Origin of the sequence: Nocardia alni (genome assembly GCF_019038435.1) — a bacterium.
Taxonomy (GTDB): domain Bacteria; phylum Actinomycetota; class Actinomycetes; order Mycobacteriales; family Mycobacteriaceae; genus Nocardia; species Nocardia alni.
The window spans coordinates 1-24,138 of the sequence record NZ_JAGPOX010000040.1 but is presented as its reverse complement, the minus strand read 5'-3'; the positions used below and the strand labels follow the sequence as shown (position 1 = coordinate 24,138).

Genomic DNA, 24,138 nt, shown 5'->3' with positions numbered 1-24,138 from the left:
CTCTGTATCCAGGGGTGGAGAGCGTCTCCACCCGGCGAGCGATCTCCACCCGGAAATACGGTGGTCGGAGCATGCCTGTGGCGGGTGCGCGAACATACCGTTCCTCACATGTCTTCCATCACGCCCGATCCGGCGAAGTCTCCCGAAACACCTTCCGGCACAAAGCAGAACAATCCTGCGGTGCGGTCCATGATCACCATGCTGTTCTACGATGTCGGTCTGTCGGTGATCGCCTACTTCATCGCCGAAATGCTCGGGGCCAATACCTATATCTCCCTGTTGGCCGGCACCCTCGTCGCCGGCGTGCGGATGGCCTGGGTGGGGCTGCGGGAACGCAAATTGGATCCGTTCGCACTGTTCCTGCTGATCCTGTTCGGTGCGGGCCTGGTACTGAGCTTTCTCACCGGTGACGCTCGGTTCCTGCTCGCCAAGGACTGCGCGACAACCTGCACCGCGGGACTGATTTTCGTCGGCAGTTGCGTCATTCGTCGTCCGCTGGCCTTCTACGCGGCCCAGCGCTTCGCCCGCTCGTCGGGGGAGGAAGGCGCCGCGCGCTTCGAGGCGTTCGCGCAGACCCCCGAGTTCCGGGCCCGCTGGTATCGCGTATCCCTGGTCTGGGGTATCGGGCTGCTGATCGACGCCGCGCTGCGCATCACCGTGGCCTACACGCTCCCGATCAAGACCGCGGCCAACATCTGCCAGATACTGATGATCGTGGTGCTGGCGCTGCTGACCCTGTGGACCGTCTACTCGGCCCGTAAGGAGTCGCAGCCCAGCACACCGCCTGCTGTGATGTGAAGTCGCTCAGGTAGATTCGCGACGGTGAGCGAGATCGGCAGGACCAAGCGTTCGGCCGGGACCGCCTCACCGTCGACCGTTCGTCGTCGCTACGGCGATGCGTACGCAGCGGAGTTTGCGAATGGGGGCGGGGACCCACCTCTAGGTGACCGAGGGCTTGATTCCGTCACCAGAGAAGATCACTCCGCCGGTATCCGGCTGCTCCACCACCGCTCCCGCCCCGGCTGAATCTACCGACGAAGGGGCAGGCGGCCAATGCCTGATTCCGGGAAGGGGCCGCTGAAGGCTGCCGGATCAGCAGTTCGACGCGGCCGTGCCCGGCACCGCGATCAGGTGAGGTGGTCGTAATCTCCTCGGACCCAGGCAATATAGCGGTCGGCGGAGTGCTGGATCGCGGTGCGAGCGTTCGAATCTATTGTGTTGCCGAAGTTGTCGTAGAGGCGGTCGAATTCGAATTCGGTGAGTGTGCGGGTTATCCGGTCGACCACCGCGGCGGACAACGGGATTCGGTTCGGGTAGCTGCGCATGAAGGTGACCGAGTTGCGGTCCGGGTTGGACTGGACCGTGTCGGCGGTGAACAGGGCGCCCGCGCCGTTCGCCCAGTGGGCCACGGCGCTGCCGGGGAAGTGGCCGCCTACCTGGCGGATGGTAATGCCGGGCAGGATGTCGAGGCGGTCCTGCCATGATCGGATCACCGGGTCGGGGCGGGCGATCCACTCCATATCGGCGGCGGCCGCGTAGACGGGGACGCCGCCGAGCATGCGGCTCCACTCGACCTGCGCGCCGTAGTGGTGCGGATGGCTGGCCACGATCGCGGCGACCTCGCCCAGGGCCCGAACCTGGTCGGCGGCATCCTGGTCGACATAACCGGGTACGTCCCACATGAGGATGCCCGCGGGGGTCCGGATCAGATGGGAGCGCTGGCCGATGCCGACCTTCGGTGTCACGGTCAAGCCGAACAGATCCGGCTCGACCTCTTCGACCCGGGCCCGGCGGCCGGACTCGGCCAGTTCCCGGAGCTCGCTCCACAGCTGCCCGGCGGCGGGCACCCACTGCCGCTCGTCGGCGCAGATCCGGCAGGTCTCGGCCGCCGCGTCGTGCTCCACCCCGCAGGTCGCGCAGATCTTCCACACGTTTCAATCATTACCACCGGCGACGCCACAACGCTCGCGATCGCCGGGTCATGCCCCCGAAGTTGACTGCTCCCGGACCCGAGCGCGGGCTGTTACTGTGCGAGACGATGGCCACGATGACCTGCGTCGTGGTGATACCAGAACTGAATTATGTTTCTGGACAACATGATTCGTTTATGTCTAGCGCGCATGAGACGGATCGACCTACCTGGGTGAATACCGTGACAACAAGGGAAGTGGTCACCGATGGATTCATCGGACGTCATGCCGAGCTGGACAGGATACATTCGCTGCTGCGGGCCGGGGCGCGCCTGGTAACCCTGGTCGGCGAAGGGGGAATCGGCAAGACGCGGTTGGCCTCCGAGGCGCTCGGCCGATACCACCGGGCCTTCCGCGTGCCCACGTACTGGGTCCGGTTGGCCCGGCTGAACCGAGCCGCGGACGCGGTCACGGTCGAGGAGGAGATCGCGCGGTCGGCGATCGCCGCCGATTTCTCCGGGCGCTCGGCGCGCGCTGCCTTGATCGACATGCTGACCAGGGTCGATGCCTCCGGGCGGCCCGCGCAAACCGTCCTGGTGATGGACAACTGTGAGCATGTGGTCGCGGGGGTCGGTCAGCAGGTGGGTGAACTGCTGGAGGCGGTGCCGGGATTGACGATCCTGGCGACCAGCCGGCAGCCGCTGGGATGGGTCGACGAATATCGCGTCGCGGTGCCTCCGTTGTCGGGGCCGCAGGCGTTAACGCTGTTCCGGCAACGGGCCGAGCTGAGCGGACACGTCGTGATCGACCCCGCCGGCGTCTCGACAGCGACGGAGATCTGCCGGCATGTCCATAACCACCCGCTGTACGTGCGGCTCGCGGCCGCGCGGCTGGCGCACCGGCCGTTGGCGATGATCCTGACCGATCTGAGCGGCAAATCGGAGACCGACAAACGGATGAGCTGGCCCGGCCCGGCACGGGGAGTCGAGCCCCGCCATCGACGTTTGCGCGATGTCGTCGACTGGTCCTATCAGCTGTGCACCGACAAGGAGCGGCTGCTGTTCGAGCGGCTGTCCGTCTTCGCGCCGGGGGATGACACCTCTGCCGGTGACGGCGGCCCGGTCTCGCAGACAGGAGCGGATCTCGAGGCGATTCGGGATATCTGTTCCGATGACCCCGATTCGGCCGGCGTGGCGGGAATCCGGTTGGCGTTGGACGAGATCGAGTATCTGCTCGACAGGCTGGTCGAGCAGTCGCTGGTGACCTGCGATATCACGTCGACGACGGTCCGGTATTCGCTGGTGGAAACGTTGCGTCTGTTTGCGCGGGAGAGGCTCGCGGAGCGATCGAGCGCTCGACTCGATGAACCGGCCCGACTTGCCGAAAGCCATCAGCGGTACTACCGCGACACTGTCGTCCGGGCGCACGCCGAATGGCTGGGCAGCGAAGAACAGCGGTGGCTCGATTGGGCGCGGGCCGCCTGGCCGAATATTCTCGCCGCCCTCCGGTGGAGCCTTTCGGCGCAGGGGCAGTCCAGGGCCGCCCTGGAGATCGTCGTCGGGCTGATGGCATTGCGTCTGCCGTTCTTCGCGGGGTCGTTACGCGAGATGAGGCAGTGGGTCGAGCGGGCGGTGTCGGCCGACCGGGCGGCGGCCGAGCCGGCGATGTGCCTTCAGGTGGCCGCATTGGCGTTGGACGCGTGGATAGCCCTGTGCCAGGGATGTCACGCCGAAGCCGAGCCCATGCTGGAGAGGTGCGTCGAGCGCATTCATCCCGACCCGGAGACACGTCGCGACTGGCGTCGGCACCCCGAGATCGATATCGGGTTGCCCGCACCCTTCGAATTCGCCTGGGGCACAGAGCTCATGCTCGTGCGGCGCGATCCCGTCGCCATCGCCGTCCTGGATCGGGCGCGAGAAAAATCCGCCCTGCTGGGTGATCACGGCGCCGCGGCGATGTGCGAGATGTTCCAGGCATTGGCCGCCGCCTTCCTCGGATCCACCGAACAGGCTTTGAACATCACCCGGTCCAACTTGGCCCACGCCGAGGCCAGCCGCGCCCAGTGGCTGATTTCCTGGGGGGAGTTGGCCTTGGCGATCGCGCTGCTCAAACACGGTGACCCGCACGAGGCGCTGGCGGTCGGACGGTCGGCGCTGGAATATCAGCTTCCCGTGAATGATCAGTGGGGAGCGACCTGGGCGGTGCACATCCGGACCTGGTCGCTCGCCAGAGTAATCGCCGATTCGCCCGGTGAGCGGCGGGAATTACTCGCCGTAGCGACCGAGGCAGCACATCTCGCAGGCGGGGCGGCCACCCTGCGCGTCCGTCTCGGAGTGAACATCGACGAACTCGGTCCCTTCGCCGACGAGATGCGTTACGCCACCGGTGTCGTCCGGGGGGTGCTCGGAGAGGCGGGCTTCGACAAGGCCGCGCTGGCCGGTTCGCTGCTGCGCCCCGAACGCTTCGAGGCGCAGAGGCTCGCGGCGGGCATCATCTCGATGACGGAGATCCCGCAGGCACATCCGGCCGGGGCAAGCCTCGCGTGGGGCACGCTGACCAGAGCGGAGCGGGAGGTGGCCGTGCTGGCCGCCGCCGGATGGCCGACCACCTCCATCGCGGCGCGGCGCGGGATATCGCCCAGGACCGTCGAGACCCAGCTGGCCGCCGTGTTCCGGAAACTCTCGATCAACAGCCGTGACCGCATCGCGGAATTCGTTCCTGCCGACCGGGTCGACGGGGTGGTCAGGGAGAGGTCCCGCAGGCCCCGGCGACACCGCACGCCATCCGGCTGAGTTGACCCACGCGGCTCACGTCCCGAACGCCTCGATCAGCTCGCGGTGCCTTTTCTCCAGCACCTCGCGCATAGCGGGGTCGGTGAAGACCCACGCTCGGTCCTCGCGGACGCCGTCGAGCGCCATCCGGGCCACGTCGGCCGGATCGAGGGCCTCCGAGATGGCGTAGGACGAGGTGGGGGCGTCCGCCGGGCGGCCCGAGTCCTCGCCGAGGTGCTTCGGGCGCACCTCCCCGGACCGGAGGATATGGGTCGACACCGCGGCGGGGCAGAGGGTGGTCACCCCTACCGGTGTGTCGGCCAGCTCGTTGCGCAGCGTCTCGCTCAGCCCCAGCACGCCGTATTTGGACGCCGAGTAGAGGGCGCTGTGCCGGCTCGGCACCAGGCCGTTGAGCGAGGCGGTGTTGAGGATGTGGCCGGGCCGGTCCGCGGCGAGCATGTCCGGCAGGAACTCCTCGATCCCGTGGATCACGCCCCAGAGGTTGACCCCCAGCACCCAGCGCCAGTCGTCGTGCGTGGCCGTGGCGGCGTGCCGGGGAAGAAAGACGCCGGCGTTGTTGCACAACAGGTCCACCGTGCCGAACCGGGCGCGGGCGACCGCGCCGAGCTGGGCCACGTCCTCGCGGGAGGATACGTCGCAGCGCACCGCGAGGGCTTTCGCCCCGAGGTCCCCGGCCTCCGCGGCGACCTGCTCGGCGGCCTCGCGATCGACGTCCACGGCGACGACGGCGTACCCGGCTCGTGCCAGCTCGAGCACCAGCGCCCGCCCGATCCCGTGCGCGGCCCCGGTGACCAGCGCCGTGCCGCCGTCGAGGGCGGTCACTTCGCGCCCGCCCTCGTGGCGCCCGGTGTCCTCGGAACAGGCGAGGCCGTCTTCACCAGGAAGCCGGTGGACCAGGTGTGCGGAGCGGTAGGTGTCATCAGTTGGACCTCTGTCTTCTCTGAATTAGTTGCAGGACAACAATATTCATCACTCTCCGGCGCGCGGAACACTAGACGGCCACCTCGTCGATGGTCGGCTCCGCAGCCAGATGGTCCTCGTCCGTGTCGCTGATGTTGCCGAAGCGGATGCGGTAGAACACGAGAGTCAGCGCAATGCCGACGATGGGGATGATCGACCACAGCAGCAGGGTGGAGGTGCTGGAATGTGCGGCGAGCAGGGCGCCGCCGATGGCCGGGGCGAGCAGGCCGCCGATGCGCGAGACGCCCGAGGCCCACCCCAGGCCGGTGGCCCGGATCGCGACGGGGTAGGCGTTGGTGGAGATCACCTGCGCGCACGATGTGGCGCCGAGCACGCCCAGGCCGAGGAACACGCTCAGCCACAGGGAGGCCGCGTCGTTCTTCGGGCCGGACAGATTCCACACCATCAGCAGCAGTGCGACGATGGCGACGATCGGACCGATCACGGTGATCCCGATACCGATCCGGGTCTTGTCCATCAGATAGCCCAGGCCGACGCCGCCGATCATGCCGCCGAGCGTGGACAGCGAGCCCGCCAGGAGCGCCACGTTCTCCGGCGCACCACCGCTGGTGAGGAACGTCGGCAGCCAGCTGAAGATGTAGTAGGAGTTGAACAGGCCGCAGAACATCATGATCCAGATGACGATCGTGCGACCCGCCCTACCCTGGCGGAACAGGGCGGCGACCGGCGCACCCGGCACCGCGAGGGGGCCCTCGTAGTGGTCGTGGTGCTGGGTCGGGTCGATCCGCGCGACGATCCGCGCGACGTCCGCGTCCCTGCCCTTCGAGGCGAGGAACTCCACCGACTCGGGCAGGAACGGCCAGGTCAGCAGCAGGATGACGAGCGGGACGACGCCGGCCAGCACCATCAGCATCGCTCCGCCGTAGGCCGAGACGATCCCCGTGGCCAGCAGACCCGTGAACATCCCGCCGCCGGTGATGCCGAGCAGCACGATGGCGCTCACGGTGGACTTGCGGTGAGTCGGCGCGTACTCGGCGGCCAGCGCGAAGATGTTGGGCACGGCGGCGCCGATCCCGACGCCCGCCACGAACCGGCATATCGAGAGTGTCGCGAGCGACGGGACGAAGTAGGTCGCCATCGCACCTACGCTGAACACGATGATCCCGATCCGGATCAACGCCAGCCTGCCGACCCGGTCGGCGATCGGCGCCAGCAGTATCAAGCCGACCATCTGACCGATCAGCTCGACGATGATGGCGATCGAGAACGCCGCCGCGGCGATGCCGAAGTGCTTGGCCAGGGATGGGATCGCATATCCCATGGACAGTGAGTTGATGCCGTCGGCGCATCCCAGCATGACGCAGAGAAAGATCGCCCACTTCTGATAATTCGATAATCCGGCGTTGTCGATGACCGTGATGACACGCATGAACGCGTTCTCCCTCACCGTTGAGACTTGTGTGGATTCGGCGTTCTCGGTGTTCGGTTGTCGAGCCGCCTGTCGGAGGTCCCTGGCAGCCCAGTGGTCCTGAAGCATCATAAGCAAGTTGTGGAGAAGTTGACTCGACTTTGGTGAATTTAGTTGTGCCAGCTAGCGGTGCAGCATCATTGACATGCGCTTGCGGGCTGGTCCCGGCCGTTCGTAAGGGCAGCGTGCGGCTGGATCTATCGTCATGGCCGACCGGGTGATGCGGTGCGCCCGTTACGGTCTCGACCATTACTTATGAAATTGTGTTATATCATTATTGTAATTCGATTGCGGGCCTGCCGGGCCCGCGGGAGCCGGGATCGTTCCGGCAGAGGCGAAGGGAAGATCATGGGTGTGAACGAAGCAGGCGTGCACGACTGGCGAACCCTGCTCGATCCCGAGTTGGTCGCGGCCGCGGCGGCCGCACCGGTCGTGGATCTGTCGGATCCGGTGCGCTTCCGGGAGAACTCCCGCGCCGGCGCGGCGGTCAAGGCGGCGACCGTCGACCTGACCGGGATCGACGTCGTGGACCGGACCGTCGGTCCCGGTGCGGTCGCGGTGCGCGTGTACCGCCCGCAGCAGGTCCCCACCACCCGGCTCCCGGCAGTGTTGCATCTGCACGGCGGCGGATTCGTCAGCGGGGGACCGGATTCCTCGCACGCCAGGATGGTGGAGCTGACCCGTCTGCTGCCGGCCGTCGTGGTGTCGGTGGACTACCGGCTCGCGCCGGAGCATCCGTACCCGGCCCCGCTCGACGACAGCGCCACCGCGCTGCGCTGGCTTGTCGACGCCGCGGACGAACTGGGCGTCGACCCGGAGCGGATCGCCGTCCACGGGATCAGCGCGGGTGGCAACCTCGCCGCCGCGCTCGCCCTGCGGATGCTTCGCGAGGACGGCCCACGGCTGCGGGCACAGTGCCTGATCGTTCCGATCACCGACGACCGGATGGACTCGCCGAGTATGGCCCGCAACACGGACGCGCCGGTGTGGAACCGGGGTATCGGGGTGTTGAGCTGGCGTCACTACCTCGGCGGGACGCAGCCGGCGCCGGTCTACGCGGCGCCGGCCCGCGCAACCCTGGACGAGTTGCGCGGGCTGCCACCGGCATACGTGGCCGTGATGGGTTTGGATCCGCTGCGTGACGAGGGCGTCGCCTACGCCGGGGCCCTAGCCGACGCCGGGGTGCCGGTCGAGCTGCACGAGTTCCCGGGTACCTTCCACGCCTCGTTCTCGATGGCCCCCGACGCCGCGGTGTCCCGGCGGTTCCTCGCCGAGGAGGAAGACGTCCTGCGGCGCGCCTTCAGTTGATGGTGATCCCGGCGTCCACCTTCATCGCCAGCCCCGTGATGTAACGGGCCTCGTCCGAGGCCAGGAACGCCACGGCGTTGGCGATGTCGGTGGGGTCGACCCACGGCACCGGCAGCGCCATCTTGCCCGTCGAGGCCGTCGCGAAGTCCTCCCGGGTCGGCGCGTCCAGATCCGGTCGCCACATCTCGTACATCGTCTGGTGCTGGATCATCGGTGTGTCGACCTGGGTCGGGTTCACCGAGTTCACGCGAATGTTCTCCGCGGCGAACTCGATCGCCAGCGCCTGCATCAGGCCGTGCACCCCGGCCTTGCTGGCCACGTAGTTGGCCGTGTTGCGGGACGCGCGCAGCGCCACGGACGACGACGTCAGGATGATCGAGCCGCCGCGCCCACCGGCCCGGATGTGGGGCGCCGCGACTTTCACCGTCCGCCACACCCCCGACAGGTTGACGTCGATGACGTGCATCCAGTCCTCCTCCTCGATGTCGGCGGCGGGCACGAGCGTGGTCAGCACGCCGGCGTTGGCGACCACGATGTCGAGCCGTCCCAGCTCGGCGACGCCCTGGTCGACGGCCGAGCGCAGTTCCCCGAGCTCCCGCACGTCCGCCTTGGTCGCGATGATCCGCCGATCCTGCTCCTGCACCAGCCGCACAGTCTCGTCCAGGTCCGCTTTGTCCGCGCCCGGATAGTGGGCGTGCAGGATGTCGTCGAGCAAGTCGACGGCGATGATGTCCGCGCCCTCCTGTGCGAGCCGCACCGCGTGCGCCCGCCCCTGTCCGCGCGCCGCGCCCGTGATGAACGCGACCTTGCCCACTAGCCGTCCCACGTTGTTCTCCTTGCTTTTTCGGGTGCCTCTCACGCCTGACCGGTGAGCGAGGCGGGTACGGAGTCGTAGAAATAACCGACTCCCATGGCCGTCGACAGCCGCACGCCGTCGAGGTCTATCCGGTAGCCGGGCAGCAGGTCGAATACGGCCTCCACCTCGAGGCGCAGGAGGGTACGCGCGAGGTGCAGGCCCAGGCACCGGTGCACACCCCAGCCGAAGCCGACACTCCTGGTGGCTTTGCGGCCGAGCTCGACCTCGCGCGGGTTCTCGAACGCCCCGGCGTCCTGGTTCGCGCCCATGGTGACGAACAGGACCCGGTCGCCCTCGCACACCGGAACCCCGCCCAGCTCCGTGTCCTCGGTCGCCGAGCGGGCCAGCGAGGTGACGGGGGAGTAGATCCGGACAATCTCCTCGATCGCACCCGGAATCAGCGAGCGATCGGCCTCGAGCCGCTCCCGGTCCTCCGGGTGGCGGGCCAGATGAACCATGAGCGAGGCGAACGCCCCGGAAGTGGTATGGAAGCCCGCGAGCAGCAGGAATACGACGGTGTCGCTGATCTCCTCGTCCGTCATCACCCGGCCCGGCTCGAACTCGGTGGTGACCAGCGCACTCATCAGGTCGTCCCGCGGGTTCGCCTGCCGGTCGTAGGCCCGTGCGAGGATCTCCTCGCGGATCCAGGAGTTGCCCCGCTGGTTCTCGGCGATCACAGCCGGGTCCTGGCTGGTCTGATTGGCCAGCCCGCGAGCCATCACCCGCAGCAGCTCCACACGCATATCGGACTCCCAGCCCAACAGGCCGAGGGTGACCGCGCCCGGGGAGACGTTGCCCAAGTCCTCGACGAAGTCCCAGTGCCCGCGCTCGGCGAGATCCTTGACGATGTGCTCGATCATCGCCTTGATCGTGGGCTCGAGGCGCTCGATCTCGGACTTGCTGTACCACTTGTTCAGCACTCGGCGGTACAGCCCGTGCTCCGGTGGGTCGAGCGAGACCGGGATATGACGAGTGCCGAACGGCCCGGCCGGAATCGCCGGGCCGGTCGTGGAGGTGAAGCTCTGGTAGCCCGCCAGCCCGTCGACGGCGGGCTCGTGCCCTGTCACCACCCAGAAGCCGCCGTATGCGGTGGACCAGGCCACCGGAGCCTGCGCCCGCAGCTCGTCGAGCACGGCGAAGGGATCGGCGGCGAAGGTGCTCGAGTGGTGATCGAAGTCGGTGATGAGGACCCCGTCTGGAGTGGTCATGGGCGCCTATCTAGTTGTGCTGGACCTAACCGTTTTCCAGCGCTTATTATGCTACTTCCTATCTCATTATGATGTTAGTTTCTATGCTTTTGCATCTCATCGGCGGAACTGCCCTGGTGGCCGGTGTCGAGATCGTGCGAGGCGCAAAGCGGTTGGGCGCGAGCTGTCGAGAACGGCATCAGCCGGCCAGGCGGGTGCCGTCTCTCGCGGCGGACGGTCAGCGCTGAGCGGCGTAGCGGCCCGGTGGGAAGCCGGTGACACGGTGGAAGGCGGTGCTGAACGCGCTCGCCGAGCCGTACCCCACGCTGTGGGCAACCTCATCGATGGTCCGATCACCCTTGCCGAGAGCGTCTTTGGCCAGGGCCATGCGCCATTCCAGTAGATAGCTCATCGGAGTGGCGCCGACCCGATCGGCGAAACGCGCCGCGAAGACCGACCGGGACAGATGCGCGGTTGCCGCGAGGTCGGCAACCGTCCATGCGCGGCGTACGTCACCGTGCACGGCACGCAGCGCGGCGGCGATCGGAGGGTCACTCAGGCCGCTGAGTAGACCTCGACGAGGGGCGCCGAGCCCGGTCGGCCTACCACGCAGCGCCTCGACGAGCATGATCTCGACCAGTCGCGTGAGGACGAAGTCACCTCCGGGGCGGTCCGCGGCGGCCTCATCGCTGATCAGATCCAGCAGGTGCGCGATGCGCCCGATGCCGTCGGTGCCGCGCAGGTGGACCAGATCCGGCGCGAGGTCCAGCACAAGGCTGGAGTTGGCCGCGTCCAGCAGGAAGTTTCCGCCGACGAGACGGACCGGATCCTCGGTGCCCGAGCGGATGGTGATCGTGTTGTCCGGGGAGTCCGCCAGCAGCGCCTCCCCGTCCATCGGACGGATCCGGGGATCGCTGGCGAACGAGAAATCCGATTGTCCGCACAGCAGCAGGAAGTCGCCTGTGCTCAATTCCAGCACCGTGTCACCGCGCAACAGGTAGCAACCACCCTGCGTGACCGTGCCGAAGGTGATGTCGCTATCGGCCGGGAATCGGATGGCCCACCGTCCGGCGCACTCGATCCGCTTCCACAGCACGGCGCGTGGCCGGATCAGGCCGACCAGATCGGTCAATGGATCAGTCATCGGGACGCTCGCTCATTAATTACAGACTATCAATTATAGACAGTCCGGAATCCTGTCAGCAGGCTGGAGGTATGACTGAACAAGAACGTCGCACGGCACTGGTCACAGGGAGTTCGTCCGGCTTCGGCAGGGCGGCCGTCGAACTGTTTCGCACACAGGGCTGGAACGTCGTCGCCACCACGAGACGGCCGGATGCGTGGCAGGAGGATCCGGCCGACGACCTACTGGTCTGTGCCTTGGACATTCGTGACGCCGACTCCGTCGACGCGGCCCTGGCACAGACCGTCCAGCGTTTCGGTCGACTGGACTGCCTGGTCAACAACGCGGGCGCCGGACTCCTCTCGGTCTTCGCGGCCACGCCGATGACTGCTGTACGAGACCTGTTCGAGGTCAACGTCTTCGGCATGATGCGGGTGACACAGAGTGCGCTGCCGTACCTCTCGGCATCCAGTGGACGTGTCGTCAACGTGGCCTCCGGCTCGGGCATAGTCCCCGAACCCCTCATGTCGGTGTACGGGGCGACCAAGTTCGCCGTGGAGGGCTTCACCGAATCACTGCGCTACGAACTGGCCCCGCACGGCGTCGTCGTCAAACTCGTCGAACCCGGCCTGGTCCGGGAGACGAATTTCATCCAGAACACCGTCGAGACCTCCCAATCGGTACCCGTCCCACCCGCCTACGAGCACTACGTGCACCAGGTGATCTCCGGTTACCTGGGCGAGTCGCCCCACCGCCTGGCGACCCCCTCCGCAGTGGCCGAAGCCATCCTCGCCGCAGCCACCGACCACACCACCCAACTGCGCTACCCGGTGGGCGAGGACATCGAGGCATCCGCCCGCATGCGACACGAAACCGACGAAAAGAGCTACAACGCCTGGGCCCTCGCAAAATACGCTGCCGTTCAATAGAACACACCTCTGGTGTCGAAGCACTGCCCGGCATTGCCGGACATTCCGCCTCACAGTCGGTCTCGCCGCACAGGTCGCAGGATGAGCAAGGGCCACAGGTGATCTCGCCGTTCGTGGCACAAAATGCTCCGGGTCGAGGAGGTCGCATGCATCGGGTGTGCCGAGGTCTTAAGACGCTGGAAAGGGTTCGCCAAGAGGCGGGGCAGAGGATCTCCGGTGATCCTCGACGTCCCCGGCGTCGGACGCGTGGAACAGCGCCTCGATGTCACCGCCGTACAGCTCCCGCTCGTTTCCTTCCGGCACACCTACACTTTCGCGGCGAATGGCGCTGTCGTCCTGTCGGATTCGACGCTACGGTTCCGCCACCGCAAGGAAGTCGAAGCGGATCTGGTCGCTCACGGCTTCCGGGTTCGAGACGTCCGCGACGCCCCCGATCGTCCCGGCCGCGAACTCGTGTTCATCGCCGAGAAGACATCCTGACGGCAGCACCGAGGTTCGTACATTCCTTCGAGGCCTACGATCCGATGCTGGTCATCGGCAGCGGGGTAGTCCGCCTGACCAGGCGGTAGGTGCTCGGGAGATGTCACGGACGGCGTGTTGGGATATTCCCAACGCGGGCGCTAGGGTGGGCATATGGACAGTGAGCTGCTAGCAGTCGGCGATCGAATCCGATCCCGTATGCCGTTCGGCATGAGTCAGCGTCAGCTCGCTGTCCGAGTGAACATGAAGACCGACGCGTTGTCGCGCGCTCTCAACGGGCAGCGAGGCTTCTCGTCAGTTGAACTTGCACGGATCGCTGATGAACTTGGCGCCGACCTCTACTGGCTGATAACTGGCGAACCGGATCCGCATCGCGTCAGGGTCGCTGCTCGACACAATTGGGACGCCAGCCAGCATATTCGAATCAATCCTGGGCGACAGAGCGATGAGGAGCTACTCCAGCGTGTGGCCGCCACTTACGAAGCGGCCTTTCCGGAAGGGCCTTCGCCGAGTGCATCTCTGCCTGACAGCGCACCGGTCATGCGGAAGATGCTCGGCGAGCATTTCGTAAGATACTTCGGCGAGGTCGTCGAGGATCGGCTGGGGGTGGATGTCGTCCGCTTGCCGATGTTGTCTACCGACTACTCGCTGAGTATCGGTTCGCGGGCAATCGTTATACTCACGACAACGCCGAATTGGTTCCGGAGCAATTGGTCGTTGACTCATGAGCTGGCACATTTTGCGCTGAAACACCACAATACAGACTCCGAGCCGGGAGAGGGTGATGAGGCGCCCGCAGACCAATTCGCGGCAGAGCTGCTTTTGCCGGAGGATCTGATCAACCAGCAAGATTGGCGGCAGATGGACGAGCCGGGCGTGGCTAAATTTCTCTGGCAAACGGGGGTGTCCACCATGGCTCTGAAGAATCGATTAGCTTCGCTGGAAGTGCGGGTATCGGTGGAAGTGGTTGCCGCTCTGAAGCGGACCACGCCGAACCTGATTCGCGCTAATGCGGATGTGAGAGAACTGATCACACGTCAGCAACAGTCGGCCGCTCGCATCTTTCCGACGGTTCTGGTCGATGCGCTCCAGCGTCGGGTCGAGGCTGGTGCTGCCTCGCCCGAGCACCTCGCGTGGGTGCTGGACGTACCCGTGGACGAGATAGACTTCCCCGAGCCCACCGATGACAGCGACTTCGTAGACGCCTATGAGCGAGTTGTCGCCGCCCGGCCGAGTCATGGTGACCTGGAGGAATGGTTGACCACAAACGGCCAGCCCGCGCAGTGAATTCGACCGGTATCCGCTGGAGCACGATCGCCGAACGTAACGAAGTACGGAAACATCCATTTCGCGATTTCTCGTGTACAGAGCCACGTCCCAAGTCTGCGCAGGGGCGGACGTTGCCGCATCCGAAGCCGTGGGAATGGACCACACAAGGCATACTTCGGCAAAGTTCGCAGTGTTTGAAGGCAGGCAGCCTACTGGTGGTCGGATGGTCCGAATCCAGCAATGAAATACTCGCAATGGCTCACTTGGTTCCGGAAGTGTCAGCTATCGTGTTTTCTGCTCATGTCGCGGCAATCGGTGTGAGCAGGGTCGTGCGTGGCCAGGGTGGGAAGGTCGCCGACCGGACATTGGAAGAGGTGCGCTCCGTTGTTCTCGAGACCGCACGAGACAGCAAGGCGACCGCTGTGCTGGCGACCGCGAATATTCATACGCGAAACTTCCCGAGTCAACGACTCTTCGAGCGCGCCGGCTACGAGCCGAGATCCGTTCCCAGCGGCGAGTACCAACAATGGATTTGCCGTTTGGATGCTAGCTGATCACCGATCTGCCCCCCGCGGGGACGCCGTCGTCGGCGACGACGTCTGGTTCGGTCGCGGCGCGATGGTGATGGCCGGCGTCCGATCGGCCACGGCGCGATCAGCGCTTCCGGCGCCGTGGTCACCAGCGAGGTCCCCGACTACGGCATCGTCGGCGGTAGTAACCCGGCCCGGCTCATCCGCACCCGCTGCAACGACGAGGGCATCGCCCGATTGGTGGCGGTGACCTGGTGGGACTGGCCCGCCGAGCACATCACCGACCATGTCCGCACGATCATGTCCGGCAGCATCACGACCTCGAGGCCGCGGCGCCGGGCGTTCGTCAGTTCCCGTTACCCTCGGCGAAGAGCAGTTCATCGACGCCAACCGCCTCGTCGAACCGGGCGTGGCTGCATCGACACCCAGGACGCCACCGCCCGCAACCTGAGAACAGTCTGCGGGCGCTCATCGAGCCTGGGGGCTGTTTGCGCCGATGTAACGACCGCGAGAGAGGCGGTGGCGCGCCTTGATCGACACGTAACAAAAGCGCGCCTTCCGAGACATTCGAGTGATGTGCACCATAGTTGGGTTTAGCCGTGGTAGGTTGGCAAAAATGCCATGTGACGTGCGGAAATAGGATCTCCGCACTGGCCTGGAAGCGCCATTTTCACCCCATTCCGCCCACATGAACGTTGACGATTGCAAGCCGATTGCTATATCGTCTTGGTAACAAACGTTCACCGGGATGGAGTTCTGGTGTCGGTTAAGTCACGACGGTGACATCGACTCCGCCATTCCCGGTGTGACCATGGCCGGATGTCCCCGGCACTCGTTACAGCGAGTCGGGGCGCAGGCATGGGTAATAGACCAGATTCGTGTCGCTCGACACAGAGAACAAGCCCCCACCGCGCAGGGTCGGTTCTTCCGGTCTTGCCTTGGTTGCGCGGTGCCTGACGCAGGCCGCAGACGGCCATATCACCACAAAACCAGGACCAGTTCGCAGATGACTTCTCTTTCCATTACGGGCTCGCAGTACAACGGAGTGGCAGCGGCAATTGTTCGTGCTGTCGGCGCCATCACCCTCGTCGCTATCGCCGCGATGATCGCGTACAGCTCACCGGGGTCGCAGCAGATCGCGCTCGCGTCGTCCGTCAAGCCGCCGGCGCCGCCCGCCGCGTCGCCGTCGCCGGCGACGCTGCCCGGCGCCAACCCGGCGAATGCGGCGGCGTGGCTGCCGTATATCAACAATGCGATGAATTCGGCGGGTATCGACACACCGCGCCGCGCCGCGGCTTTCCTGGCCGAATTGGGCGAAGAGACCGCCGGCTTCGACACGTTGACCGAGTACGGCAGCGGCAAGGATTACAACGATCGCAAAGATCTCGGCAACACCCAGGCCGGCGACGGCCCGAAATACAAGGGCAGGGGCGGCCTCCAGCTCACCGGGCGTAACAACTACGCCAAGGCGAGCAAGGCGCTGGGTGTCGACTTCGTCGACCAGCCGAGTCTCGTCGCAGATCCGAGATACGCCTTCACCACCGCCGCGTGGTACTGGACGAGCAGAAATCTCAACGCCGCCGCCGATAAAGCCGACCCGCAGAACGCCGCGAGCTTCGACAAGATCTCGCAAATCATCAACGGCGGCACCCACGGGCAGGACGTCCGCCGTAACAACTACGTCCGGATTTGCCAAGCATTGCACTGCTAGCCGAGCTGGGGGCGCATCGTCTCGATCGAACCTGCTATCGACGCAGATCGACGACGACCTTGATGTCGTCGGGGCGTTTGTGCACGGCATCGGGGTATTCGCCCATCCCGACCCGCCGGGTGATCATCCGGCTCAGCCAGTCGTGGTCGGCGCGGGACAACGCCTCGGCAGCCTGCTCGTAGTGGCGGCGGGCGGCGTTGACGCTGCCGAAGGCGACCATGTTGCCGAGAACCATCATCCTGTTGATCGCATCGGTGTCGACCACGGTGGCATCGGCGGAGCTGGCGATACCCGTGAGGCACACGATGGCGTTGGGAGCCAGGATTTCGCTGAGCTGGGCCACGAGCGGGCCGTGGCCGGTGGTTTCGATGACGATGTCGGGAGCGACGCCGACGTCGCGGACGTCACCAGCGTGGAAAGTGGCGCCCAGGTCGTGAATCAGGCCGAGTTTCGGTCCGGTGTCGCTGCGGTCGAATACATGCACATCGAGTCCTCGCTGCACACCCATCAGGGCAGCGCACAGCCCGATCGGTCCGGCGCCGGTCACCAGCACCGTGCCTGGCTGCCAAGGAAATCGGGCGCCGATCCGCTCGGTCTGCTCCCATGCCTTCGCCAGGATGGACGCCGGCTCGATGAGCACTCCGCAGTCCCCGAGCGACGGGTCGAGCCGAATGGCGAACTCCGGCTCGATCCGCCACAATTCGGAACCGAACCCGTTGCGGGCCTTGATACCTCGCTCGGTGTACGCGCCGTTGGCGCAGAAATCCCAGTCGCCGTGGGAACACGGCCCGCAGGGCACCGGGTCGGGTCGGCGCACGATCCCCGCCACGAGATCACCGGGTTGCAGACCGCTGTCGGCGGGAGCGTCGAGCACCTCGCCGAGCGATTCGTGCCCGATCACGAGCCGGTCGGCGCCGGGTGGCAGCCAACCATAACCGTCCTGGACGATGTCGACATCGGTGCCGCAGATACCCAGCAGCCTGCCGCGCACCTGCACCGTCCCTTCCTCCGGGCCGGGCTCGGGGATATCGGCGATCCGCAACTGTTCCGGTTTGCCGGGTACCGCCGTGATGGCTCGCATGAGACGTCCTTCCCGTCGACCATTATCCGTGCGCCCCGACTCCACGTCCGGTATTCAGGGCGCCCGACGGTGGAATCCGGCGTCGAGCGCGACGGTCAGCGGCAGAAATGCCTGACTCACAATGAAATTCGACAGCCAATTGGTGGTCGTAGCGCTCGCTGAGTACCGCGCACTCCGTAGCTGGGGTGAGGGCGCTACTGGTACGGGAGTTGGGCGGGAAGGTCGGTGACGACCCAAGGCGGAACACGGTCCAGCTGTCGTGATACGCGGTTCAACGACTCGGGTCCCTGTCGTCAGCCGACGAAAAGTAATGGCCGTTGTCCAAATCCGCGAACAGGCTGGGCTGAGTGGGCTCCCAGCCGAGGGTCCGCCGCGTGATCAGGTTGGACACCGGGAGATCCAGCGTGACCAGATTCGCGAGGAACCCGAAGTATCCCGGCAGCATCAGTTCGTCCGCGGGAACGCTCACGGCGGGTAGGCCCAGATGGTTGCCAATGGCCTCGGCGATCTCGCGGAACGGGATGCCTCCATCCTCGACCGCGTGCCAATATGTGCCGGCCGCACCCTTCTCCAGCGCCAAGCGGAACAAGGAGGCGGCGTCGCGGACGTGCACGGCGTTCCACAGGTTCCCGCCGTCTCCGGGGTAGCCGGCGAAGCCCTTCTCCTGCGCGAGCGTGATCAGCGTGGGGAGGAAGCCTGCGTGATCGGTCGTGCTGTGCATGATGGTGGGCAGCCGCACGATCGAGGACCGCACTCCCCGCTCGGCGAGGCCGACTACGGCGGATTCCACGACGTTACGAGCCCGCAGAGTGCCCTTGTACTCGTCGCCGCAGGGAAGGGCCGGGTCCTCCTCGGTGGCCGCTCGGCCCAGACTTCCGGGCGAGCCCGTACTCCCCGCCGCGACCAGCGGCTTTCCGGTCCCCGCGAGTGCCTCACCGTACGCGAGCACGACCGGGAGTTCGGCGGCGGCCACGGCGTCGATCCCGCCGGACGGAAGCAGATCTTGCCGGTGCGCGACGTGGATGACGCCGTCGGAGGCCGCGGCCGCCTCCTGGAGCCCGTCGAGATCCTGGAGCTCGCCGCGACGCACCTTCGCGCCGATCGCGGACAGCGCCGCCGCAGCCGTGTCAGACCGGGCCAGGCCGGTGACCTCGTGCCCTGCGGTGATGAGTTCGGGAATGATGTATGAACCGGCATGGCCGGTTCCCCCAGTGACGAAAACGCGCATGCTACTTTCCTTGCGGGGTAGGTGGAGGGCTCGTGCCGTAGACCGACTGGCGAGAGTGGTGGTGCGGGTGCGCTCAGTCGAGAATGCTGACACCGAGGAAGAAATTGGTGTGCCCGACGGAGTTGGCGACAAGGCCAAGCTGCATCAGGGCGACGTTTTCCAGTGCCCGCGCCATGGGCAGCTGCCCGGTGTCCATCGGGCGCAGTCCCAGGCTCTCGATGAACGCCGACACGCGCGCCTTTGCCTGCGCGTCGTCGCCGGCGATGAACACGTCCAATAAGCGACCCTCGGCTGGGCCGGCCGCCAGAACGTGGGAAAACAGGAGGTTGAACGCCTTGACGACATGCGCGCCGTCGGGAGCGGCCTTGGCGATCTCCTGCGCGCCGGAACTACCGTCGGGGGTGACGAAGCCCTTGAAATCGGGGGAGACGGGGTTGGTGATGTCGATGATGATTTTGCCGTGCAGTGCGTCCCCGTACTCGCTGACAACCGCCGCCGCGCCGGCATAGGGCACCGCGAGGATAACGATGTCCCCGGCAGGGGCGGCGTCGGAAGTCCCGACAGTGGCGCCGCCGAGCGTGGCGGCCAATTCCTTGGCTTTGGCTGGGTCGCGGCCGATGATCTCGACGGCGTTGCCGCCGGCGAGCGCCCGTCCGGCTAGGGCGCCGGCCATATTCCCCAGGCCGATAATGCTGATACTGCTCACTGGTGAGCCCGCTTTCTGAAGCTGGATGAGACACCATGTCAAGTACCTTTTAAGACTCCATCGGCCGGAGTGGGCTGTCCAAGACCTGTTTCAGCCGTGGCGATACCCTGGAGGCATCGCCGGACCGGGAGGGCTCATGGATCTGGACCTGCGCAAGTTGCGCTACTTCGTCGCCGTCGCCAGCACGCTGCACTTCGGCCGCGCCGCCGATGAGCTGCACATCGCGCAGCCGGCGCTCAGCCGCCAGATCCGCGCCCTGGAACAGGATCTCGGCGCCCCGCTGCTGACAAGGGACAGCCACGGCGTGGCGCTGACCGACGCCGGCAGACAGCTGTTGACCGAAGCCGGCCCGCTGCTGGCCTCCGCGCACGCGGTCCGCCGCCGGGTGAGCGTGGCCGCGCGCGGCAGCCAGCGGATAACGGTCGGTTTCCGGGCGGGCATCGCGATCGCCCCGGCGGTACGGCTGTTCGCCGCCCAGCACCCGGACGTTCTGGTGGACGTGCAGCGGATCGAGTGGGACGACCAAGCCCCGATGCTGCTCGACGGCCGCATCGACATCGGCTATGTGCGGCTGCCCATCGACGAGACCGGCCTGCGCGTCGCCCCGCTGTACACCGAGCCGCGGGTGGCGGTGCTGCCCATCGGCCACCGTTTGGCCGACCGGGAGCAGATCACCGAGGCCGACCTCGCCGACGAGCCGCTGGTCTGGCCTCCCGACGCGAGCACTCAGCCCACCAGGCGCCCACACCCCAACGCCGGCTACCTGGTGCGCGGGGTAGACGAGACGCTCGAGCATGTCGCGGCCGGCCGAGGCATCTCGTTCCTGGCCCGTTCGGCCACCGTCTTCTACTCACATCCGGACATCAGCTACATACCCGTCCCGGATCTGGCACCCGACCAGGTGTGCCTTGCGATGGCGGCATCGCACACCTCGCCGACGGTCGACGACTTCTTCGCCGCGGCGCAGGCGGCGGTCGAGATCACGGCCGAATGTGGGAATTATGAAATGTGGAAACTTGGAGGCGCCGCCGCTGCACAGCGCGATTGAGCAGTTCGGCTGACAACAGCAGCGCCATGATGTCACCGCCCCTCGACTGTGATTCGGCTGAACTTCGGTACGACGACGACCTCGAAGCCGCACTCCGACAGGGCGCGGACAGCTGTCTCGATGTTGACTCGTTCCCCTCGTTCCAGCCTCGATACAGTCATGCGAGTGACGCCGAGCCGTTCGGCGAGATCGGTCTGTTGCAGCTTGCGCTCCTCTCGCGCCCATCTGACGGCTTGGCCGAACTCCGTAGCAGTGACAGCCCGAGAGTGATTCATATATCGATCATAGCCCGTTTTTAGGCCAATGATCGATATATGAATCATTCGATCGTTCTGGCGCGATGATTCATATATCGATCGTTGGTGGGAGTTGGGAGAGCCCGCGAACCGCGGCATCCTGGTCGATGGGCAGCAGATCGTGATCCGGCCGGTCGGGACAGTGGTGCGGTACGTGCTGGTTTCTCGGTGCCGGACAGCCCGTTACGCGCCCCGGTTGTGAGTTGGGGAAGCCGCACTATCGGGCGTGATGCGGCAGCGGAAACCCGAGGGGTTCCAGCTCGTCCATCAGAAATCCGACGCCGACCAATTGTTGTGGCATGCATGCCGGACAACTCATTGCACATAAAGCTCTTCGGGTGATATACCGGACAAAACGGAATCGTAAGAAAAGGCTATCGTGACTTATCCGGCAAATCGGATAATTGAGCCACCCTGCCATGCCTGATGGGATCCGAGGCGGTGTTCCCGGTCATTGGTGGCTGGCCTTTACGTGGTGGCAGCCGCAGATTGTGTCGTGCAACATCGCATAACTTCGGCGACACGACGGCCAGGTTATGGCGGTTTGTGTCGACGGGTCGCTATCGTGCCGCGGGTGACGATAATCGGATCGGGGATCCATGATGATCGGGATGTGCGAGCGGAGGCCGATATCCGGCTCGAGTCCGTAGATCGGCAGTCGGGGTTCCTGCGGCGTGCCCGCATGTTTCGGCCGGGGCCGTTGCATGCATCGATCATTATTTCCTGCGTCGTCGCGGCCAAGGCATTCACGATGTCGTACGCGGCTCTGCACGACCTTGCGATCCGTAATTTCGTCCCGTCGAACTTGGCGTCGAACATTCCGGTGGCCATCGGTGGATTGACGGTCGGATCCATCCTCGCCACAGCCTTCTTCCCTCGGCGGAGTGCCGGTTGGTGGTATACGACCGGGCTGTTCGTGCTGTCGACGGTGGTGGCGGTGGCGGGAAACATCGAGTATGCCCATGAGATCGGTGGAAACTATGTGGCCGTCGTCATTCACGCCGGAATGCCTCTGATCACGATGTTCGCGGCGCATCTGACCCTCTTGCTCTGGAACAATTACAAGCGTGACTTGAATCGGGTCGAGCCTGCTGTCGATTGTGAGCATGATGAAGAATCCGCTGAGGTGGATCCTTTCATGCACAGTATCGCGCAGCACTTGCAAAGTATCGATTCGCTGGAGTATACGGCCGGTGCGAACAATCCGGTCTATATTGGGGTTCGCGACTGAAGCCGGATCAACGGCCGCTTGTCATCACCGCACTCGGACGCATGCTGGTTTCGTCCGTCCGCTTCGGTGAGAACCCGAAACACCCGATCGAATATTCTATCCATCCTCGAAATCGGCAATGGAGTGAACAGATGTCGCCAACCGTGTGCACCACCCAGGATATAAGCCAGTTCCGCGAGGTCGCATCGCGATTGGCCTCTGTTATTCAGAGCAGCCCGGATCGTATCAACTCGCTGAACAAGTTCGTCGAAGCGGTGTCCGATCCCGATACGTTCACCGATATGATTCTCCGCTATGCGGGGCGATGGCTCACAGAGACAAGCGGTCAGTCGGTGCTCATCGGACCCGAAATGTTCTGGCAGCTGTCCTCTCCGGAGAGGCGTTCCGGTTCGCTGATCGCCGACAGTTCGCCGTGTGTCGACAACGGCTGTGGTGAACGCACCCGAAAGATGCTCCTTGTATGCGTGCTGGAGAGTCTGGCCCAGAGCCAATGGCATTCGGTCGCGGCCACCGAACACCGGGCGGCGGCGAACAACCTCACCGATTCGCGGTTGTCGGGGAGCATTGGTGAGCACACGCTCGTGAACAGCGCGGTCATCGACCGCAGGTTCGTGACCAACGGCGGCTGATGAAATGTTCGGTGTAGGGCTGTCGATCGAGGAGGCGTTCGGCCGCCGTGACGACATTGGCCTGCGCCGTTCTCTTGGGCAAGACGGCGAGGCGTCTGGCGTGATAGGCGAGTTCGGTCGTCGCGGTGTGTACGGCCTCGGCGTGGTTGTCGGCCGTGACCCTGCGTAGGCGCAGGGGCACGGCGCTGACACCGAGTTCGGTCGGCGGTCAGTGCTGTCCGGCCCACAGTGGCTGTGAACGATGGCCGCCGTCCGGCGGGCAAGAATCGGTCAGGAATCGAGAAGCCCTGGTCACCGACTGACATTTAGCGTTATCGGCATGAACATCACCACGAATCAGACCACAATCGAGTCCGTCGTCCTCGAGTCGCCCGATCCAGCGGCGGCCACGGCCTTCTACACCGCCGCATTCGGACTCGGGGACACCATACGCGTGCGGGCATCGCAGGCGCCGACGACCGGATTTCGCGGCTTCGTCTTGTCGCTCGTCGTATCCCAGCCGAGCACGGTCGACAGCCTCCTCGGCACCGCCCTCGACGCGGGGGCGACGACACTGAAGGAAGCCAAGAAGAGCTTCTGGGGCTACGGCGGCGTCCTCCAGGCGCCGGACGGGACAATCTGGAAGGTCGCGACCTCCTCGAAGAAGAACACCGGCCCTGCCACCCGAGACATCGACGACGTGGTGCTGCTCCTCGGTGTCGACAATGTCAAGACGACCAAGCACTTCTACGCCGATCGGGGTCTGACCGTGGCCAAGAGCTTCGGCAGCAAATACGTCGAGTTCGATGCCCCGGCAGGGTCGATCAAGCTGGCCCTCTACGGCCGCCGCGCCGCCGCCAAGGACGCCGGCGTCGCCCCGGACGGCACCGGTTCGCATCGGCTCGTCATCGGCGGCGGTTCCGAACCCGCCACGGACCCGGACGGGTTCCTTTGGGAACCAAACCTCTGACCCACTGCGATGGGCTGGTCACCGCAGGGCTGTCCCACCACGCCGTACGAACCCGATTCGACCCTGTCTACGTGCAGAGACTGTGCCTGCCGGGTGGTACCCGCGCGGCTGGCCCTGGCGCGGTTCACTCATACAGTCATCGTGGGAAGTGCTGACTTATCGGTGTTGAAAAGAAGTTCGGCGTGCGAACCACTCTCCGAGGAGCGGTCCACACGCCGGGACATCGGGTGGCTGACGGGACTCGAACCCGCGACACCCAGGATCACAACCTGGTGCTCTACCAGCTGAACTACAGCCACCATGCCGGTAACGAACCGGCGCGGTAGATATTAGCGTGTTTGAGCTGGCGGGACCTAATCGGCTGGCTGAGCTGGGGTGTTGGGGGTGTTGTCTGTGGATAGTTGGGTGGCTATGGCGGCGATTTCTTGGGTGGAGGGGCCGGGGGCGGGGACGAAGGCGGTGCGGCGGTAGTACTCGAGTTCGCGG

The 24,138-nt window shown here is 65.5% G+C and carries 23 protein-coding genes, 1 tRNA gene and 1 pseudogene; 12 read left to right on the top strand and 13 right to left on the bottom strand.

Features of this window, described 5'->3' with window-relative positions; genetic code table 11:
- The first annotated feature begins 108 nt into the window (after window positions 1–108).
- The gene (locus tag JZ791_RS17295; protein ID WP_216896087.1) at window positions 109–798 is read left to right on the top strand and encodes a VC0807 family protein; all 690 of its coding nucleotides are present in this window, start codon (window positions 109–111) and stop codon (window positions 796–798) included.
- A 329-nt stretch (window positions 799–1,127) separates the two neighbouring features.
- Here JZ791_RS17295 and JZ791_RS17290 read toward each other — a convergent pair whose 3' ends face one another.
- Window positions 1,128–1,931 carry an MBL fold metallo-hydrolase gene (locus JZ791_RS17290; RefSeq protein WP_216896085.1) on the bottom strand — a complete coding sequence of 268 codons (804 nt, stop codon included), beginning with the start codon at window positions 1,929–1,931 and terminating at the stop codon, window positions 1,128–1,130.
- A gap of 221 nt (window positions 1,932–2,152) precedes the next feature.
- On the opposite strand from JZ791_RS17290, the gene JZ791_RS46540 reads away from it, so the two are divergent.
- Complete coding sequence (locus tag JZ791_RS46540; RefSeq protein WP_216896083.1) at window positions 2,153–4,702, top strand: ATP-binding protein; 2,550 nt, start codon at window positions 2,153–2,155, stop codon at window positions 4,700–4,702.
- Between the two features lie 15 nt (window positions 4,703–4,717).
- Here JZ791_RS46540 and JZ791_RS17280 read toward each other — a convergent pair whose 3' ends face one another.
- Window positions 4,718–5,524: an SDR family NAD(P)-dependent oxidoreductase gene (locus JZ791_RS17280; protein ID WP_216896081.1), complete on the bottom strand. Its 807-nt coding sequence runs from the start codon at window positions 5,522–5,524 to the stop codon at window positions 4,718–4,720.
- A gap of 169 nt (window positions 5,525–5,693) precedes the next feature.
- Entirely contained in the window at window positions 5,694–7,052 is a 1,359-nt protein-coding gene (locus tag JZ791_RS17275) for an MFS transporter (RefSeq protein ID WP_216896079.1), read from the bottom strand.
- A gap of 387 nt (window positions 7,053–7,439) precedes the next feature.
- Between JZ791_RS17275 and JZ791_RS17270 the strand changes: the two genes are divergently transcribed.
- Entirely contained in the window at window positions 7,440–8,399 is a 960-nt protein-coding gene (locus JZ791_RS17270; RefSeq protein ID WP_216896077.1) for an alpha/beta hydrolase, read from the top strand.
- Here the strand turns inward: JZ791_RS17270 and JZ791_RS17265 are convergent.
- The 3 genes from JZ791_RS17265 to JZ791_RS17255 form a co-directional block, all read right to left on the bottom strand.
- A complete protein-coding gene (locus JZ791_RS17265; protein WP_216896075.1) occupies window positions 8,392–9,225 on the bottom strand; it encodes a mycofactocin-coupled SDR family oxidoreductase in 834 nt (277 codons plus the stop codon). The genes JZ791_RS17270 and JZ791_RS17265 overlap by 8 nt on opposite strands.
- A gap of 29 nt (window positions 9,226–9,254) precedes the next feature.
- On the bottom strand, window positions 9,255–10,463 hold the full coding sequence (locus tag JZ791_RS17260) for a cytochrome P450 (protein ID WP_216896073.1): 1,209 nt from the start codon (window positions 10,461–10,463) through the stop codon (window positions 9,255–9,257).
- Window positions 10,464–10,680: 217 nt separating this feature from the next.
- On the bottom strand, window positions 10,681–11,586 hold the full coding sequence (locus JZ791_RS17255) for an AraC family transcriptional regulator (protein WP_216896071.1): 906 nt from the start codon (window positions 11,584–11,586) through the stop codon (window positions 10,681–10,683).
- A gap of 71 nt (window positions 11,587–11,657) precedes the next feature.
- Here JZ791_RS17255 and JZ791_RS17250 point away from each other — a divergent pair, with 71 nt between their 5' ends.
- The 4 genes from JZ791_RS17250 (at window position 11,658) to JZ791_RS17235 (ending at window position 14,797) form a co-directional block, all read left to right on the top strand.
- Window positions 11,658–12,494: an SDR family oxidoreductase gene (locus JZ791_RS17250; RefSeq protein WP_216896069.1), complete on the top strand. Its 837-nt coding sequence runs from the start codon at window positions 11,658–11,660 to the stop codon at window positions 12,492–12,494.
- A 216-nt stretch (window positions 12,495–12,710) separates the two neighbouring features.
- A complete protein-coding gene (locus tag JZ791_RS17245) occupies window positions 12,711–12,974 on the top strand; it encodes a hypothetical protein (protein WP_216896067.1) in 264 nt (87 codons plus the stop codon).
- Between the two features lie 153 nt (window positions 12,975–13,127).
- Complete coding sequence (locus tag JZ791_RS17240) at window positions 13,128–14,261, top strand: helix-turn-helix domain-containing protein (RefSeq protein WP_216896065.1); 1,134 nt, start codon at window positions 13,128–13,130, stop codon at window positions 14,259–14,261.
- Window positions 14,262–14,437: 176 nt separating this feature from the next.
- Window positions 14,438–14,797 carry an N-acetyltransferase gene (locus JZ791_RS17235; RefSeq protein WP_216896063.1) on the top strand — a complete coding sequence of 120 codons (360 nt, stop codon included), beginning with the start codon at window positions 14,438–14,440 and terminating at the stop codon, window positions 14,795–14,797.
- Window positions 14,798–14,937: 140 nt separating this feature from the next.
- Here the strand turns inward: JZ791_RS17235 and JZ791_RS17230 are convergent, their stop codons facing one another.
- Window positions 14,938–15,075, bottom strand: a complete 138-nt coding sequence (locus JZ791_RS17230) for a hypothetical protein (protein WP_216896062.1) — start codon at window positions 15,073–15,075, stop codon at window positions 14,938–14,940.
- A 647-nt stretch (window positions 15,076–15,722) separates the two neighbouring features.
- Here JZ791_RS17230 and JZ791_RS46535 point away from each other — a divergent pair.
- Window positions 15,723–16,484: a glycoside hydrolase family 19 protein gene (locus tag JZ791_RS46535; RefSeq protein WP_216896060.1), complete on the top strand. Its 762-nt coding sequence runs from the start codon at window positions 15,723–15,725 to the stop codon at window positions 16,482–16,484.
- A gap of 34 nt (window positions 16,485–16,518) precedes the next feature.
- On the opposite strand, the gene JZ791_RS17220 is transcribed toward JZ791_RS46535, so the two are convergent.
- From JZ791_RS17220 to JZ791_RS17210, 3 genes are all read right to left on the bottom strand, one after another.
- Window positions 16,519–17,565 (bottom strand): glucose 1-dehydrogenase, encoded by a 1,047-nt coding sequence (locus tag JZ791_RS17220; protein WP_216896058.1) that lies wholly within the window; start codon window positions 17,563–17,565, stop codon window positions 16,519–16,521.
- A 271-nt stretch (window positions 17,566–17,836) separates the two neighbouring features.
- Window positions 17,837–18,793, bottom strand: coding sequence for an SDR family oxidoreductase (locus tag JZ791_RS17215; protein WP_216896056.1), 957 nt, complete (start codon window positions 18,791–18,793; stop codon window positions 17,837–17,839).
- Window positions 18,794–18,866: 73 nt separating this feature from the next.
- A complete protein-coding gene (locus tag JZ791_RS17210) occupies window positions 18,867–19,499 on the bottom strand; it encodes an NADPH-dependent F420 reductase (protein WP_216896054.1) in 633 nt (210 codons plus the stop codon).
- A gap of 136 nt (window positions 19,500–19,635) precedes the next feature.
- Between JZ791_RS17210 and JZ791_RS17205 the strand changes: the two genes are divergently transcribed.
- Complete coding sequence (locus tag JZ791_RS17205) at window positions 19,636–20,547, top strand: LysR family transcriptional regulator (protein WP_216896053.1); 912 nt, start codon at window positions 19,636–19,638, stop codon at window positions 20,545–20,547.
- A gap of 32 nt (window positions 20,548–20,579) precedes the next feature.
- Here JZ791_RS17205 and JZ791_RS17200 read toward each other — a convergent pair whose 3' ends face one another.
- Window positions 20,580–20,822 (bottom strand): helix-turn-helix transcriptional regulator, encoded by a 243-nt coding sequence (locus JZ791_RS17200; RefSeq protein WP_254205845.1) that lies wholly within the window; start codon window positions 20,820–20,822, stop codon window positions 20,580–20,582.
- 595 nt (window positions 20,823–21,417) lie between these two features.
- On the opposite strand from JZ791_RS17200, the gene JZ791_RS17195 reads away from it, so the two are divergent.
- From JZ791_RS17195 to JZ791_RS17185, 3 genes are all read left to right on the top strand, one after another.
- The gene (locus JZ791_RS17195) at window positions 21,418–22,074 is read left to right on the top strand and encodes a DUF2637 domain-containing protein (RefSeq protein ID WP_216896050.1); all 657 of its coding nucleotides are present in this window, start codon (window positions 21,418–21,420) and stop codon (window positions 22,072–22,074) included.
- Between the two features lie 131 nt (window positions 22,075–22,205).
- On the top strand, window positions 22,206–22,703 hold the full coding sequence (locus tag JZ791_RS17190) for a hypothetical protein (RefSeq protein WP_254205844.1): 498 nt from the start codon (window positions 22,206–22,208) through the stop codon (window positions 22,701–22,703).
- 319 nt (window positions 22,704–23,022) lie between these two features.
- On the top strand, window positions 23,023–23,652 hold the full coding sequence (locus tag JZ791_RS17185) for a VOC family protein (RefSeq protein WP_216896048.1): 630 nt from the start codon (window positions 23,023–23,025) through the stop codon (window positions 23,650–23,652).
- A gap of 226 nt (window positions 23,653–23,878) precedes the next feature.
- Here JZ791_RS17185 and JZ791_RS17180 read toward each other — a convergent pair.
- Together JZ791_RS17180 and JZ791_RS45085 are read right to left on the bottom strand one after the other, a co-directional pair.
- Window positions 23,879–23,951: transfer RNA gene (locus JZ791_RS17180), tRNA-His, on the bottom strand.
- A 54-nt stretch (window positions 23,952–24,005) separates the two neighbouring features.
- A pseudogene (locus tag JZ791_RS45085) lies at window positions 24,006–24,138 on the bottom strand (oligoribonuclease); the annotation flags it as partial.

Coding starts and splice junctions, on each gene's coding strand:
- JZ791_RS17275 (WP_216896079.1), bottom strand. CDS start 7,052: ATGCGTGTCATCACGGTCATCGACAACGCCGGATTATCGAATTATCAG.
- JZ791_RS17205 (WP_216896053.1), top strand. CDS start 19,636: ATGGATCTGGACCTGCGCAAGTTGCGCTACTTCGTCGCCGTCGCCAGC.
- JZ791_RS17190 (WP_254205844.1), top strand. CDS start 22,206: ATGTCGCCAACCGTGTGCACCACCCAGGATATAAGCCAGTTCCGCGAG.
- JZ791_RS17185 (WP_216896048.1), top strand. CDS start 23,023: ATGAACATCACCACGAATCAGACCACAATCGAGTCCGTCGTCCTCGAG.
- JZ791_RS17230 (WP_216896062.1), bottom strand. CDS start 15,075: ATGATCGTGCGGACATGGTCGGTGATGTGCTCGGCGGGCCAGTCCCAC.
- JZ791_RS17260 (WP_216896073.1), bottom strand. CDS start 10,463: ATGACCACTCCAGACGGGGTCCTCATCACCGACTTCGATCACCACTCG.
- JZ791_RS17250 (WP_216896069.1), top strand. CDS start 11,658: ATGACTGAACAAGAACGTCGCACGGCACTGGTCACAGGGAGTTCGTCC.
- JZ791_RS17220 (WP_216896058.1), bottom strand. CDS start 17,565: ATGCGAGCCATCACGGCGGTACCCGGCAAACCGGAACAGTTGCGGATC.
- JZ791_RS17215 (WP_216896056.1), bottom strand. CDS start 18,793: ATGCGCGTTTTCGTCACTGGGGGAACCGGCCATGCCGGTTCATACATC.
- JZ791_RS17200 (WP_254205845.1), bottom strand. CDS start 20,822: ATGAATCACTCTCGGGCTGTCACTGCTACGGAGTTCGGCCAAGCCGTC.
- JZ791_RS17295 (WP_216896087.1), top strand. CDS start 109: ATGTCTTCCATCACGCCCGATCCGGCGAAGTCTCCCGAAACACCTTCC.
- JZ791_RS17240 (WP_216896065.1), top strand. CDS start 13,128: ATGGACAGTGAGCTGCTAGCAGTCGGCGATCGAATCCGATCCCGTATG.
- JZ791_RS17270 (WP_216896077.1), top strand. CDS start 7,440: ATGGGTGTGAACGAAGCAGGCGTGCACGACTGGCGAACCCTGCTCGAT.
- JZ791_RS17255 (WP_216896071.1), bottom strand. CDS start 11,586: ATGACTGATCCATTGACCGATCTGGTCGGCCTGATCCGGCCACGCGCC.